Origin of the sequence: Tropicibacter sp. Alg240-R139 (genome assembly GCF_900537075.1) — a bacterium.
In the GTDB taxonomy this organism is placed as follows: Bacteria; Pseudomonadota; Alphaproteobacteria; order Rhodobacterales; family Rhodobacteraceae; genus Falsiruegeria.
The window spans coordinates 131,620-144,013 of record NZ_UNRA01000004.1 but is presented as its reverse complement, the minus strand read 5'-3'; the positions used below and the strand labels follow the sequence as shown (position 1 = coordinate 144,013).

Genomic DNA, 12,394 nt, shown 5'->3' with positions numbered 1-12,394 from the left:
TCAATCCTTCAAAGGTGGATAGCGGTAACGACTTGCGGCCACCGTCCAATCCATATTGTTGCGAACATATTGCTGGCTGGCGTCTGACGGCGGGTTGTAGTCCCAAGGCGCGCTGGCCCCTGCCTCCATCGCGGCATGTAGCGCGCGACGCGATTTTTGCGTGGCGATTATCTTCTCTCGCAAATCGCGACCATCCCACCGTTTGGCGACTTCGGTCGCAAAACGAGCCTTGGCGTCAGCATAGTCTGGATCAGTGGCCACATTCGTTGTTTCCATCGGATCAGCGCTTAGGTCGTAGAGCTGTGGCGGGTCGCTATCGCAATGAATGTATTTCAAAGGGCCGCGTCGGATCATAATCACAGGATAGCCCGTCATCTCGGCACAATATTCTCCGACAGCCTCATCAATTGGGTCGTCTTCACCCCGGGCCAATGGCATCAGGCTGCGACCGTCGATCGGTTCTCCGATCATCGCCTCATCACCGCCACCAACGTCGATAAATGTCGGTAGCAGATCAACGAGCGACACCGCATTCTGCGCAGTACCTTGGACTACGCCCGGCCCTGCCATCACCAGCGGCACGCGCGCCGAGTGCTCGAAGAAGTTCATTTTGTACCACAGTCCACGTTCGCCCAGCATGTCGCCATGGTCGGCCGTGACGATCACAACGGTATTGTCCAACTCGCCTGTCTCTTCGAGGGTTTGTACCAGTTCCCCGATTTTGCTGTCGAAGTAGCTGACATTGGCCAGGTATGCCCGACGCGCACGGCGTATTTCGCCCTCACTGAGCGGCACATATGATGCCTCGATTCCATCCATCAACCGGCGGGAAAACGGATCCTGATCCTCTAGCGCGGGCACAAACGCGGGTAAGTCGATGTCATCATCCGCATACAGGTTCCACCACACGGGTCGTGCCACATAGGGATCATGCGGATGGATGAAACTTGCCACCATCGCAAAGGGCGCATCGTTCCCACGCGCTTTGTCACGGGCCACGTCAAACAGCCAACGTTTGGCCGCAAAGCCCACTTCATCGTCATAATCGATTTGAAAGGTCGCATGGGCCAAACCGCTTTCCTTGACGGTTTGCATGTTGTGATACCACTTGTCGATCCGCTCGTCGGGGGCCTCCCAATCTGGGGTCCATGCGAAGTCGGCAGGATAAATGTCAGTCGTCACCCTGTCTTCGAACCCATGCATCTGATCCGGGCCAACAAAATGCATCTTGCCAGAAAGGCACGTGCGATAGCCGAGCGATTTAAGGTAATGCGCAAATGTCGGCACCGAGGCCCTGAACTCGGATGCATTGTCATAAGCGGCGACGCGGCTGATATGCTGGCCCGACATGAACGCAAACCGTGACGGCGCACAGAGTGGCGAATTGCAATACGCCGCATCAAAACGCATGCCGCGTGCAGCGAGAGCATCAAGATGTGGCGTTTTGGCGATCTTATGTCCGTAAGTCCCAGTGAACTGCGGGGCCAATTGGTCCGCCATGATCACCAGGATGTTCGGCTGAGTCATGCAGCACCTTTGGCATAGGCATCCAGGATCAGGCCATGGAAATGGTGAACGGCGTGTTCAGACTTACCTGACCCATCCGGGTCATTGACGATCCGACCTTGGGTGAAGGCTGGCGTGTTCATCCCGCGCTGCACACTTTCGACAAGACTGATGTCTTCGACCTGAAGAACCTCGTCCAGATAGCGAATTGCATCCAACTCCATCGCGTCAGGTTCCGGCGTCTCAAGAAAGAAGTCGTAGGTTTCAAGCGTCCGATCTGGCCCAACAGGGATGATGTTCAGCACGATCATGCTGGATCGTCCCGGATACCGCATCAGGCAGGTGGTCGGGTAAAGCCACCAAACCGCATGGGTTTTGACGGTGGCATTCGACACATCATAGGCGGCATTCGGACTGGTGCCGGCATCGGCCATGTGGCTTGAGTAGATGCCATAGGTTGTGACCTTGTAGGTATCCATGTCCACAAGGTCACAAAAATCCTTGTGGGCCGTGGGACAGTGATAACACTCAAGGAAGTTGTCGACGACGTTCTTCCAGTTCGACTGGATGTCATAGGTCAGACGGTGGCCAAAAGTGAGCTGATCCACATCTGGCGCCCAATGGCGCACCTCGGTTTCCAAGTTTCCAGATTGCTCTGACAAAGAGGCTGCCGTCGGATCCAAGTTGACGAAAACAAAGCCGCAAAATTCTTCGACCTGCACTGTGTCGAGGCAAATCTCGTCTGTGCTGAAGTCTTCGAGGTTTTCGGTATGTGGCGCACGCGCCAGTTGGCCATCTAGCCTATAGACCCACGCATGATAGGGGCACATGATCCGTGTTGTACTGCCCTCGCCCGACAGCAGCGCATGCGCACGGTGTTTGCAGACATTGTAAAAGGCACGAAGCTTACCCTCCTTATCACGCACCACCGCAATGGGTTGGCCAGCTACATCCGCCGTTACGTAAGAACCCGGCTCACGTGTTTTCTCGACGTGACACACCCACTGCCAAGTTCTGGAAAGGACGGACCGAAGGTCAGCATCAAACCACTTCTCTTTGGTGTATGCAGCAGCCTGCAATGAACTGGAGCGCGATGGATCGGGGTAATAGCCAGAAGATATTGATTCATAATCAGTCATGATGCGCCTCCCACGGTAGATTCAGACTATTTCAAGTGAAATCAGAAATTATTCCTTTTCGGCCATCGATTTGATTATTTTCGACAAGCGTTTTAACCATCAAAGCAAGATGACTGGCTACTACGTGGATCAGTGCACAAGAAACGACAGACGCCGACCCTGAGCCTGCATATGACTGGTTTCAATAGGCGATCAGCCTGAAACCGATCGCCAAACCCTCAAATGTCGTTCTTCCCCGCGACGCTTTACACGTCTTAAAGTTGGGCACCTGGCAAGAGTACCGCGCTGGTCGATTGATCTTGCTCTGCATCACTGCGTTGAACAGCGCCAACCGCCGTGTCGTGGCGTTTCGATCCATGGGCGAAACGCATGAAACACTAGGCAAAACGTACCCGATGCGCATAAGTTTCAGCGCCTGTGTATGCTCGATGATTGATTTGGATGGTACCACCACCCCGGCTCGAACGGGGGACCTCCTGATCCACAATCAGGCGCTCTAACCTACTGAGCTATGGCGGCACTGGGGGCGATTTATATAACCCGCCAATGGATTGCAATAGTCTAAAGATCAATCCGCCAGCTTTGTTCGACCAAATCTACCCCAAAGGATCGAACCGGTTTGCTGTCGACCAACTGCCACCCGAACTTGACGTACAAAGCGCATGCAGCTTCGTGGCTTTCGTGGGTCCACAACACCATTTCACTATACCCGGTTTCGCGTGCGTAATCCATGCAAGCCTGCAACAACTGCTTGCCCAACCCCTTGCCACGCGCCTGGGGCGTCAGCAGAAACAACCTCAATTTGGCAGAGCCGGGCCCGGCTGAGACGCAAAAAATACTGCCGAGCCTCTGCCCATCCTCTTCTGCAATCCATCCTCTTTCCCGCACGGGATCATGATCGGTCACGAAATCCGCCAAAATCTGCGCCACCAGCTCGCCAAAGCTGCTGTCGAATCCCTCAGTCTGCGCATAAAGCGTGCCGTGCTGCTCAACCAGCCAGGCGATATCGCCTGCTTCGAATCTGCGTAAGTTTACCTGTGACATACCTTAAACAGACCCCGAACCCGGCTTGATTTTCAAGCCCCTGCGCGATAGCACAAGGCCCTACTGACAAAAGAGGCACCCATGGGTATCAACACCGAACGCGACGTCGAAGCCAACATGCAAATCGGCCCCACAGACGAGGGCATGGTGCGCATTTTCATCGAATCGCAAGGCGTGGAAGTCCCGATGGATTTCGATCCCGAAGAGGCCGAGGAAATCGCCGAGGAAATTCGTGCCGCTGCTCAAGCCGCGCGCGGCGTCTCAGGGTAACATCTCGGGGGGAATGCCGGGATCGCGTAATGCCTGCAATCTGCGGGCTGCGTGGGTCGCGAATTTCTGTACCATCACTTTACGCCGCGCGGGCGCAAGTTTCTGCTCATCCGGCATGCGGATGATTTCGGCGCCGTAGGAATCAGCTATGATCAGCCCAGACTCGGGCGGCAAAAGTTCGGTCGGAAAGTCGATATCGACAGCCCAAAAATAGCGATCGCACCATTCCAAATAGCCCTGCCATTTGGCGTCGGATTGAAAATCGGCACGGCTGGATTTGCATTCGATCACCCAGACCTCGCCCTTGGGACCAAGGCCGAGAACGTCAACGCGCAAGCCACGGGTGGGCACAAATTCTTCAACAGAAACAAAGTTGTGGCCGCGCAAGTGTCGAGCGACCCCGCGGGCAAGTTTCTGACCAGGTTGCAGATCCAGCTCCATACTTAAATAGTGAACAATTCGTGAACAAACTTCAAGCCTGATTTACGAAGCTTGACATGATACCAAACGGTACCCCATAAATGATACCAATTAGTATCTCTTTTGCGGTGACCCAAGATGACCCAAAATCCCCACCTTGCTTTTCGCGCCCTGGCGGATCCGACACGACGCGAGATCATGCGCCTCCTGACGGACCAGGACATGACCATTGCCGAAGTCTCGACCCAGTTCGACATGACCCGCGCAGCTGTCAAAAAGCACCTGACCATGCTGTCGGACGGTGGGTTGATCACGGTCGAAGTTCGAGGCCGCGAGCGGATCAACCGGCTGAATCCTGCGGGGCTCGCACCGGTGTTCGACTGGCTGAGCTTCTTCGACCGCTTCTGGGATGCCCGCCTGAGTGATTTGAAAACGGCCATTGAAGGAGAACAACATGACTGACGCCGTTCTGAAAAAGACCATCTACCTGAAGGCCGAGCGGGAAACCGTATGGGATTACCTGACACAACCCGATCGGCTGGCCGAGTGGTTCCACCGCCCCGAACGTCCCTTGGAACAGGGATCAAAGCTGGAAATGTTCGGAACTGAAAGCGGTGATCTGTTGATCTGGGGTGAGGTTATAGCGGCGCGTGCTCCCGAATATCTGGAATATTCGTTTACGGTTAAACCCATGGGCGACGCCGTAAGTACGGTAAAATGGACATTGACGCCCGTCGCTGGCGGTACACAGCTGTCATTAGAGCATGAGGGGCTGCCACAGGGTGCCGAAGCCTTCGGCCTTATTCTTGCCCTGGACAAAGGGTGGGACGATCATATTGCCCGGATGCGAAGCGCGATACACGAACTTGTTGCGGCCTGAACCCTTGTAAGAGCCCGCCATGCGGCCTAGTTAGGGCTGTGGCGGGTTCTGCCCTTCTCGTGATATGCAGCATTCCGGTGGCCTTAAGCAATTCCGAGGGAGCTGGCTCTGTCCGGACCGTGGTCCGGTTACCTGGCGCCCACCTGTATATACAGGTCCTCGGGAATCAAAGCACCACGGTTGACTGGTGGTCCCGCCACATTTCCAAAAACTTCAACGCCTTAGCGGCCCGGTTTGCCCCGAGCAACAGAAGAATCCGGTGAAAAACTGACCGCAATCGGTGTGCCCCGGTGGCGATCATCATCCCTTTGGGCCAAATTCATCACCGCCAATGCAAATTGTACGCCTGCAAAAACGATTCCGTTCATGAACCACAGCATGAAAACCGCCAGCGCAGCCACACCCGATCCGCTGATCAAAACCCACAGATTGGCGACGTTGAGCCACAACAAAGCGCCCACAAAGATGGCGGACAGGCCAAATCCAGTACACACATTCGTGATATAGAGGCGGATAAGCTTGGGCATGGGCCATTTTCCTTTTCTCCGACTACAATTTAGCGCAAGTTTGTTTCAATGACACTGCGGCCAGTTGTGCACTCAATACCGCGGCCCAATTGACCGGAGACCGAATGAAGCCCATCAGCGAGTTTGCTCTTGAGTTGCTGGACCAGCTGTCACAGCGATTTTCCGATCAGGATCGTTGGGATTTCGTCATTTCCAGCTTGCAAAACATCGGGTTCAACGCGCTGAACATGGGTTGTTTCTCCCCGACCACTGGCGTCCTTAAATGGTCGCGCAGTTCGATGAGCGCTGAATGGTTGGAGGAGTATTCATCAGGTAACTACGCAGATGAGGACCCGCTGCTGGCGCAGGTCACGAACGGAATCGAATCGATTTACCTCAAAAGCGAAGAACGGGCGGTAACTGCCAACAGCGAGAAATCTATCAGCCTATACAACGGTCTCAAAGCATCCGGCTATGTGCATTTGTTCAGCCTTGTGGTGCCCTGCCCCGGAGACGAGGCAAAGATCGTCGTGCTCAGCTCCGACCGCCCCGACGCCGAACAGGTGATGACGGATCAGGCGCGCGAAATGCGAATCCTGGCCACCGTTATTGCGACAAACCTTGGACCCGAAACCCAAGACGACGAGGGGGGCGTGGTGGATTTTGGGCCCATTCTTGCCAGTACGCGCCCCCTCAGCAACCGTGAACAGCAGGTTTTGGCACTGCTCAGCGAAGGCCTGAGAAATGACCGGATCAGCAATCTTCTGGGAATCAAGGAAATCACGGTTCGCACCCATATCAAGTCAGCACGCGACAAATTGGGGGCACCCACGCGTGAGGCTGCATTGGTTCGCGCCGTTCAAATGGGACTGATCGCACCGGAGCACTATCGAAAACGATAGGTTTTTCCCACAGTCTCGCGGAGATACTGTTGGTGTGCACCTGAGAATCCCGTGAGTGAGTGGTGGAAACTTAGGAGCTGTATTGAGTGGACTATTTTTCGAAAATATCTGGTGCAGGCGTTCTATTTCCCAGGCGTCTGCACCAATTTTTTCTGACTGAACTCAATGCAATAGAGATTCAGAATGCTTCAGGCTTGGCCGCGCGCGCCATGTGATCCAAAACAGCATTGACGAAGTTCGCCTCACGCCCATCCGGAAAGAAGGCACGCGCAATATCCACAAATTCGACAATAACCACTTTGGGTGGCGTGTCGCCTTGAGTCAGCTCTGCTCCGGCGGCCCGGAATAGCCCCCGCAGGGTCGGGTCGATACGTGCAATCGGCCACTTCGCCACCAGCGCCCGGTCAGTCATCTGGTCGATCAGAGCCTGATTGTTCACCGCGTCATGCACCAGCTTGCGAAAGAGCGTGCTGTCGCCTTCTTGCATTTCGACATCTTCGTAGACGGCCCCGAAACGGTGATCCAGAAACTCGACGATGATCTGTTCTGTGGTCTGTCCGGTCTGTTCCATCTGATAAAGCGCCTGCACGGCATAAAGCCGGGCGGCGGACTTCATCTTGCGTTTCTGGTTGCCCGAAAGGGGCGCGCCTGTATCGGTCATGCGGTTGTGGATCCGTTGCTATCGCCAGCCATAAGGATGGACTCAGAGGGCGGCTTGAATCCGACACCCTCTTTCGAAGCGCCCCATTTACGGCGCAGCGCGATAAGATGCAAGGCCGCAGCCGCAGCCCCGCCACCTTTGTTCTGATCGGCAGGATCAGCGCGCACTTCGGCCTGTGGACGGTTTTCAACCGTCAATATGCCGTTCCCGATGCACAGCCCCTGCAAACCCAGCAGCTGAATGGCCCGGCTCGAGTCATTGCAGACGGTGTCATAGTGGGTGGTCTCGCCGCGGATGACGCAGCCGAGAGCAACATAACCATCAAAGTTGCTCTGACGATCCGAAATGCCGATGGCAGTCGGGATTTCCAACGCTCCAGGCACCTGAACGACCTCATACGTCCCGCCTGCTGCTTCAATCTCGGCCACAGCACCGGCGACCATATTGTCGGCAATGTCCTTATAATACGGAGAAACGACAATCAGGATCTTGACCGGTTTGTCGAACTCGGCGCGGGGCATGATGTAATGCTGCTCGTGACCAGCCATTGGCGATTATTCCTTGTCCAACCGGCTGGTGCCGGTGATTTCCAGACCATAAGCATCCAGCCCCACAACGCTCGGCGCGGGCGAATTGGTCATCAGGTTCAACTTGCTCAGCCCCAGCGACGACAAAATCTGAGCGCCCAGACCGTATTGGCGCAGCACTTTGGTCGACACCTCTTGCCCAACGCCGCCCTCAGATCTCACCGCGTGGTCCACGTCGCGCAACAGCACGACAACGCCGCGCCCTTCTTCGGCAATTCGTTTCATTGCGGTGCCCAATTTACCGGCCCGCTTGGCGCCACCGATTGCCAGAACATCGCGCATCGCGTTCAGAACATGCATCCGCACCATGACCGGCTCTGCCCCGGAAATATCGCCCTTGATCATGGCAATGTGCTCATCGCCGTGGGTTTCATCGCGATAGATGCGCATGGTCCAGTCGCCGCCGAACTCGCTGTTGACGGTTTCCTCGTCGATAACCCGCACCAGATTGTCGTTGCGGCGACGATAAGCAATCAGGTCGCTGATGGTTCCGATTTTCAGACTGTGCCGTTGTGCAAAAGCCACCAACTCGGGCAGACGCGACATGGTGCCGTCTTCGTTCATGATCTCGCAGATCACGCCCGAAGGATTCAGGCCAGCCAGTCGGCTGACATCCACCGCGGCCTCGGTATGGCCAGCTCGCACGAGAACGCCACCATCGCGGGCACGCAGCGGGAACACGTGACCTGGCGTGGCGATATCAGATCCAGACTTTCCCGCGTCAATGGCCACAGCCACGGTACGGGCGCGGTCATGGGCCGAAATGCCGGTGCTGACGCCTTCGCGCGCTTCGATCGAAATGGTAAAAGCGGTTTCGTGACGCGACGAGTTATTGGTCGACATCAGTTCCAGCCCAAGCGCGTCAATGCGATCCTCGGTCAAGGTCAGGCAGATCAGACCGCGTCCGTGTTTGGCCATGAAGTTGATCGCTTCGGGCGTCGCCATCTGCGCTGGAATGACCAAATCGCCCTCGTTTTCGCGGTCTTCATGGTCGATCAGGATGAACATCCGGCCATTGCGAGCTTCGTTGATGATCTCGTCGATTGGCGAAATGGCATCGCTCCAGGTGGTTTCGACGGGTCCCGGTGTTTCAAAGCTCATATCACGGCCTTTCGAGGAGAAGTGTTTGACTGGCGAAATACCTCACTCACACGGCAATTGCGAGTCATTAGCCGCCCTTCTACAGTGTTCATAACGCACCGTCGGTGTGTTAGCGTACCAACGACATATGGCGGAGGGGCCAAATGCGGACATCACGCATAATCACAGCGGTCGAAGCACATGCCGAGGGAGAACCGGGGCGCGTCATCACTGGCGGCATGCCGCATTTACCGGGAAACAGCGTGTTCGAGAAAATGCAATGGATGCAGGAACATGCAGACGACATTCGCCTGATGATGCTGCGCGAACCGCGTGGGCATCCGGCTCTGTGCTGCAACGTGCTGGTGCCGCCTTGTGATCCTCGGGCTGATGCCGGGTTCATTATCATGGAGCAGACCGAATATCCGCCCATGTCCGGATCGAACACGATCTGCGTCGTCACTGTATTATTGGAAACCGGTATCCTACCGATGGTCGAGCCCGTGACCGAGCTGACCTTGGAATCGCCCGCTGGGTTGGTGCGGGTCAAGGCTGAATGCCGCGACGGCAAGGTAACACGGGTCGCATTTCGCAATGTTCCTGCCTTTGCGGTGCATCTGGACGCCGAAATCGAGGTGCCGAGCTTGGGAAAGGTCGTGGTTGATGTGGCCTGGGGCGGGATGTTTTTTGTTCTAGCCCAGTCTGATCAGTTCGGGTTGGAACTGATCCCAGAGAACGGCGCCCGGATTGTGAAACTTTCTGAGGCCGTGCGCGCTGCATGTGCGGAACAATTGCCTGTGATCCACCCGGAAAACCCGGCGATCACCGGCCCGACGATTACCAACCTCTATGCTGATCCGGTCGATTCGACGACAGATGGGCTGGGGGCGATCACTGTATCAACCGGGGACTTTGACCCCGCCAGGCCCGAAGCCTTAACCGGTATTCTGGATCGATCCCCGTGCGGCACAGGCACGTGCGCCAAGATGGCCGTGCTGCATGCCAAGGGTATGCTGGATGCTGGGCGGGACTATGTGAACGCAGGGCCTATGGGGACAACGTTCACAGGACGGATCGAGGAAACCACGACAGTCGGCCCCTACCCTGCAATTGTCCCGACATTGTCAGGCCAAGGTTGGATCTATGGCACGGCAAACTGGTTCCGCGATCCGTCAGATCCGTTCCAGAACGGTTATACCATCGGGGATATTTGGGGCTGACCGGTCGGACTTCGTGTCCGTGTGTGTTTGTTTCCATGCTCTGATGGTGCGATCCATTCGATGGAAACGATGGACACCTTGTGGGACAGATACGTCACGACTGCGTCACGCATTGCTGTCCAGCAGTTGCTTGCACGGCACTCAACAAGAGGGACAAGCTTTGAAAACACTCAGCGCAACATGAACCAAGAAGGTGTCCAGGAAATAAAGGACAATTCAAAGATAAAGGTAGAGAGGCGATGATCGTTGCCTTTCGACGCCCTGCTGTGCTTCCGCTTGATGATTGCCTCTATGGCTTACAGCTCTCTTTTCCCTATCCCACGCGATCTCTATTGCATCATTGCCTGCTGCAGCGCAGCCTTACGCGTCCGCCTGAAATGGACAGGGACATGCCGATCCGGCGGACATTTTAGCGGTATGCAATCGGCTTTTTACATATCCACCGCCCGGCAGGTGCATCCCATGGATGCTACCGAGAGGAGACATCGCCGAACTCCGGATCGCGCAGGGCAAGATCTTTCTCTGTGTAGCCCTTGCCGCACCAACAAGTCTGCCGTGGCCCAACGCCCATGGGTCGGTGACCCGGTCGCACACATGAACCGCACTATCGGGAACACGACCGTCAAGCGGCATCACCCCGAACGCCAAGACCTACTCCTTTCGCATCTGGCCGACTTCGCTGATGCCTATCATCACGCCCTTCGATTACAGACACTCAGCGGCTTAACTACGTAGGTATGCGTCTTTTGAACCTGGAATTCACAAAAGGGTCGTCTCATTGCCGACACGATCTGACAGAAGCGGGGACTGAACCGATGGGATCAGAGATGTGTTTTTCCAGGTACCGACGCGCGATGTCTTCGGTGACGAAACCGTTGATGGCTGAAAACCACCCCTGTCCCAAAAACCGGCAACCCCAGTAGTGCTTGCGGATTGCAGGAAACTCCCGACACATTGACGGACGAACTGCCCTGACGACAGATGTTACACTTCCGCAGAGCGGCGCCCCGGTCAGCACCTCGCAGCGAAACTTGGACGACCTGACGAGGTGACAGAAAACGCAGTTCTTGCCGGTGTCATATTTCATGTCCTTACTCGCGGAAAAGGACATGACACGATGCTTCGCACTAAAGCGGGCCCGACTGAAAGTCGGAGGGTCTAGACCAACGCATGGAAGCTGAACATCCAGCGTCCAGTCAGTCCGGGGGAGCTCCCGCACCCGAGCGAYCCCGACTTCGTCGGCACCGCTAGCGGCTTTGGGCGTAGCGCCGCGCTGCGCGCGGCGCAGYCCGGCCTGTAGCAAGTGTTTCGCTCGACCATCGACGCTCAAACCGCCCTGCAGTGCGAGACCGCAATAAAGCGCGGACCGCCGAGCGTAGCGAGGCCCGGCCCAACGGGAGGAGATGTTTCGCAAGAAACATCGACGACGGGCGGGAGTGCCCCTTCTTAGGCACACTGAAACTAGAGGATTCAGGACATCTCGTTCAACCGCGCCACATAGCGCGCCAGAGTGTCGATCTCGAGGTTGATACAGTCCCCTACGGTCACGTCACCCCAAGTTGTTACTTCTTTCGTGTGCGGGATGAAGTTGATACCAAAGTCACAACCATCAACTTCATTCACCGTAAGAGACGTCCCGTTCAATGCGACCGACCCCTTGGGTGCTATGAACCGCGCCAGCGCCTCGGGCGCACGCAGGGTCACGCGGGTGCTGTCGCCCTCGTCCACCATCGCGATCACCTCGGCCACTCCATCCACATGGCCAGACACGATATGACCACCCAACTCGTCGCCCACTTTCAGCGCACGCTCCAGGTTCACGCGACGCCCTACGGCCCATGCACCCAGGCTGGTCTTATCTACGGTTTCAGCGCTCACCTGCACGTCATACCAGTCATCACCGAGCGCAATCACAGTCAGACACACGCCATCACTGGCAATAGAAGCGCCAATGTCGATGCCTTTCGTGTCGTATCCAGTACGAATGCGCGCCCGCAAATCGCCTTGCTGCTCCAATTCGGCCACGGTTCCGACGTCAGTGATGATCCCGGTAAACATTTCATTTGCCTCTGCATGCCTAAATCAGCACCTGACGTAACGGTCTGTTTCGCGCCCGACAAGCCCCCGCTGCTTGCTCTGGCGCAATGCGAGAGTCATAGTTTTGCCTGAAACACCGGGT

At 56.1% G+C, this 12,394-nt stretch carries 14 protein-coding genes and 1 tRNA gene; 5 read left to right on the top strand and 10 right to left on the bottom strand.

All coding sequences use genetic code 11. From position 1 onward, the window contains the following. The 4 genes from betC to G6R15_RS16380 form a co-directional block, all read right to left on the bottom strand. Positions 1–1,527: a choline-sulfatase gene (betC, locus tag G6R15_RS16395; RefSeq protein ID WP_164661058.1), complete on the bottom strand. Its 1,527-nt coding sequence runs from the start codon at positions 1,525–1,527 to the stop codon at positions 1–3. Then, positions 1,524–2,645 (bottom strand): SRPBCC family protein, encoded by a 1,122-nt coding sequence (locus G6R15_RS16390; protein WP_164661057.1) that lies wholly within the window; start codon positions 2,643–2,645, stop codon positions 1,524–1,526. Before G6R15_RS16390 ends, betC begins: the two co-directional genes overlap by 4 nt. Positions 2,646–3,087: 442 nt before the next feature. Then, a tRNA-His gene (locus G6R15_RS16385) sits at positions 3,088–3,164 on the bottom strand. 42 nt (positions 3,165–3,206) lie between these two features. After that, a complete protein-coding gene (locus G6R15_RS16380) occupies positions 3,207–3,689 on the bottom strand; it encodes a GNAT family N-acetyltransferase (RefSeq protein ID WP_164661056.1) in 483 nt (160 codons plus the stop codon). Between the two features lie 81 nt (positions 3,690–3,770). Here G6R15_RS16380 and G6R15_RS16375 point away from each other — a divergent pair, with 81 nt between their 5' ends. Next, positions 3,771–3,959 (top strand): DUF6324 family protein, encoded by a 189-nt coding sequence (locus tag G6R15_RS16375; protein WP_164661055.1) that lies wholly within the window; start codon positions 3,771–3,773, stop codon positions 3,957–3,959. Here G6R15_RS16375 and G6R15_RS16370 read toward each other — a convergent pair. Further along, positions 3,951–4,400, bottom strand: coding sequence for an MmcB family DNA repair protein (locus G6R15_RS16370; protein ID WP_164661054.1), 450 nt, complete (start codon positions 4,398–4,400; stop codon positions 3,951–3,953). The two genes, G6R15_RS16375 and G6R15_RS16370, sit on opposite strands and share 9 nt — an antisense overlap. Before the next feature lie 117 nt (positions 4,401–4,517). On the opposite strand from G6R15_RS16370, the gene G6R15_RS16365 reads away from it, so the two are divergent. Together G6R15_RS16365 and G6R15_RS16360 are read left to right on the top strand one after the other, a co-directional pair. Further along, the gene (locus G6R15_RS16365) at positions 4,518–4,841 is read left to right on the top strand and encodes a helix-turn-helix transcriptional regulator (protein WP_164661053.1); all 324 of its coding nucleotides are present in this window, start codon (positions 4,518–4,520) and stop codon (positions 4,839–4,841) included. Beyond that, positions 4,834–5,259 carry an SRPBCC domain-containing protein gene (locus G6R15_RS16360; protein WP_164661052.1) on the top strand — a complete coding sequence of 142 codons (426 nt, stop codon included), beginning with the start codon at positions 4,834–4,836 and terminating at the stop codon, positions 5,257–5,259. Before G6R15_RS16365 ends, G6R15_RS16360 begins: the two co-directional genes overlap by 8 nt. Before the next feature lie 221 nt (positions 5,260–5,480). On the opposite strand, the gene G6R15_RS16355 is transcribed toward G6R15_RS16360, so the two are convergent. After that, positions 5,481–5,786, bottom strand: coding sequence for a hypothetical protein (locus G6R15_RS16355; protein WP_164661051.1), 306 nt, complete (start codon positions 5,784–5,786; stop codon positions 5,481–5,483). 104 nt (positions 5,787–5,890) lie between these two features. On the opposite strand from G6R15_RS16355, the gene G6R15_RS16350 reads away from it, so the two are divergent. Next, on the top strand, positions 5,891–6,667 hold the full coding sequence (locus G6R15_RS16350; protein WP_164661050.1) for a LuxR family transcriptional regulator: 777 nt from the start codon (positions 5,891–5,893) through the stop codon (positions 6,665–6,667). A gap of 178 nt (positions 6,668–6,845) precedes the next feature. On the opposite strand, the gene nusB is transcribed toward G6R15_RS16350, so the two are convergent. The 3 genes from nusB to ribB are packed head-to-tail and all read right to left on the bottom strand — an operon-like array spanning position 6,846 to position 9,016. Next, positions 6,846–7,328 (bottom strand): transcription antitermination factor NusB, encoded by a 483-nt coding sequence (gene nusB / locus G6R15_RS16345; protein WP_164661049.1) that lies wholly within the window; start codon positions 7,326–7,328, stop codon positions 6,846–6,848. Then, on the bottom strand, positions 7,325–7,876 hold the full coding sequence (locus G6R15_RS16340; RefSeq protein WP_164661048.1) for a 6,7-dimethyl-8-ribityllumazine synthase: 552 nt from the start codon (positions 7,874–7,876) through the stop codon (positions 7,325–7,327). Before G6R15_RS16340 ends, nusB begins: the two co-directional genes overlap by 4 nt. Before the next feature lie 6 nt (positions 7,877–7,882). Then, complete coding sequence (gene ribB, locus G6R15_RS16335; RefSeq protein ID WP_164661047.1) at positions 7,883–9,016, bottom strand: 3,4-dihydroxy-2-butanone-4-phosphate synthase; 1,134 nt, start codon at positions 9,014–9,016, stop codon at positions 7,883–7,885. A 143-nt stretch (positions 9,017–9,159) separates the two neighbouring features. On the opposite strand from ribB, the gene G6R15_RS16330 reads away from it, so the two are divergent. Beyond that, complete coding sequence (locus G6R15_RS16330; RefSeq protein WP_164661046.1) at positions 9,160–10,215, top strand: proline racemase family protein; 1,056 nt, start codon at positions 9,160–9,162, stop codon at positions 10,213–10,215. A gap of 1,470 nt (positions 10,216–11,685) precedes the next feature. Here the strand turns inward: G6R15_RS16330 and G6R15_RS16325 are convergent. Next, positions 11,686–12,273, bottom strand: coding sequence for a riboflavin synthase (locus G6R15_RS16325; protein WP_164661045.1), 588 nt, complete (start codon positions 12,271–12,273; stop codon positions 11,686–11,688). Between the last annotated feature and the right edge of the window lie 121 nt (positions 12,274–12,394).

Excerpts from the sequence above, each read along its gene's own strand:
- nusB (WP_164661049.1), bottom strand. The coding sequence starts at position 7,328 with ATGACCGATACAGGCGCGCCCCTTTCGGGCAACCAGAAACGCAAGATG.
- G6R15_RS16325 (WP_164661045.1), bottom strand. The coding sequence starts at position 12,273 with ATGTTTACCGGGATCATCACTGACGTCGGAACCGTGGCCGAATTGGAG.
- G6R15_RS16350 (WP_164661050.1), top strand. The coding sequence starts at position 5,891 with ATGAAGCCCATCAGCGAGTTTGCTCTTGAGTTGCTGGACCAGCTGTCA.
- G6R15_RS16380 (WP_164661056.1), bottom strand. The coding sequence starts at position 3,689 with ATGTCACAGGTAAACTTACGCAGATTCGAAGCAGGCGATATCGCCTGG.
- G6R15_RS16370 (WP_164661054.1), bottom strand. The coding sequence starts at position 4,400 with ATGGAGCTGGATCTGCAACCTGGTCAGAAACTTGCCCGCGGGGTCGCT.
- G6R15_RS16365 (WP_164661053.1), top strand. The coding sequence starts at position 4,518 with ATGACCCAAAATCCCCACCTTGCTTTTCGCGCCCTGGCGGATCCGACA.
- G6R15_RS16340 (WP_164661048.1), bottom strand. The coding sequence starts at position 7,876 with ATGGCTGGTCACGAGCAGCATTACATCATGCCCCGCGCCGAGTTCGAC.
- G6R15_RS16360 (WP_164661052.1), top strand. The coding sequence starts at position 4,834 with ATGACTGACGCCGTTCTGAAAAAGACCATCTACCTGAAGGCCGAGCGG.
- G6R15_RS16330 (WP_164661046.1), top strand. The coding sequence starts at position 9,160 with ATGCGGACATCACGCATAATCACAGCGGTCGAAGCACATGCCGAGGGA.
- G6R15_RS16355 (WP_164661051.1), bottom strand. The coding sequence starts at position 5,786 with ATGCCCAAGCTTATCCGCCTCTATATCACGAATGTGTGTACTGGATTT.
- G6R15_RS16375 (WP_164661055.1), top strand. The coding sequence starts at position 3,771 with ATGGGTATCAACACCGAACGCGACGTCGAAGCCAACATGCAAATCGGC.
- ribB (WP_164661047.1), bottom strand. The coding sequence starts at position 9,016 with ATGAGCTTTGAAACACCGGGACCCGTCGAAACCACCTGGAGCGATGCC.
- G6R15_RS16390 (WP_164661057.1), bottom strand. The coding sequence starts at position 2,645 with ATGACTGATTATGAATCAATATCTTCTGGCTATTACCCCGATCCATCG.
- betC (WP_164661058.1), bottom strand. The coding sequence starts at position 1,527 with ATGACTCAGCCGAACATCCTGGTGATCATGGCGGACCAATTGGCCCCG.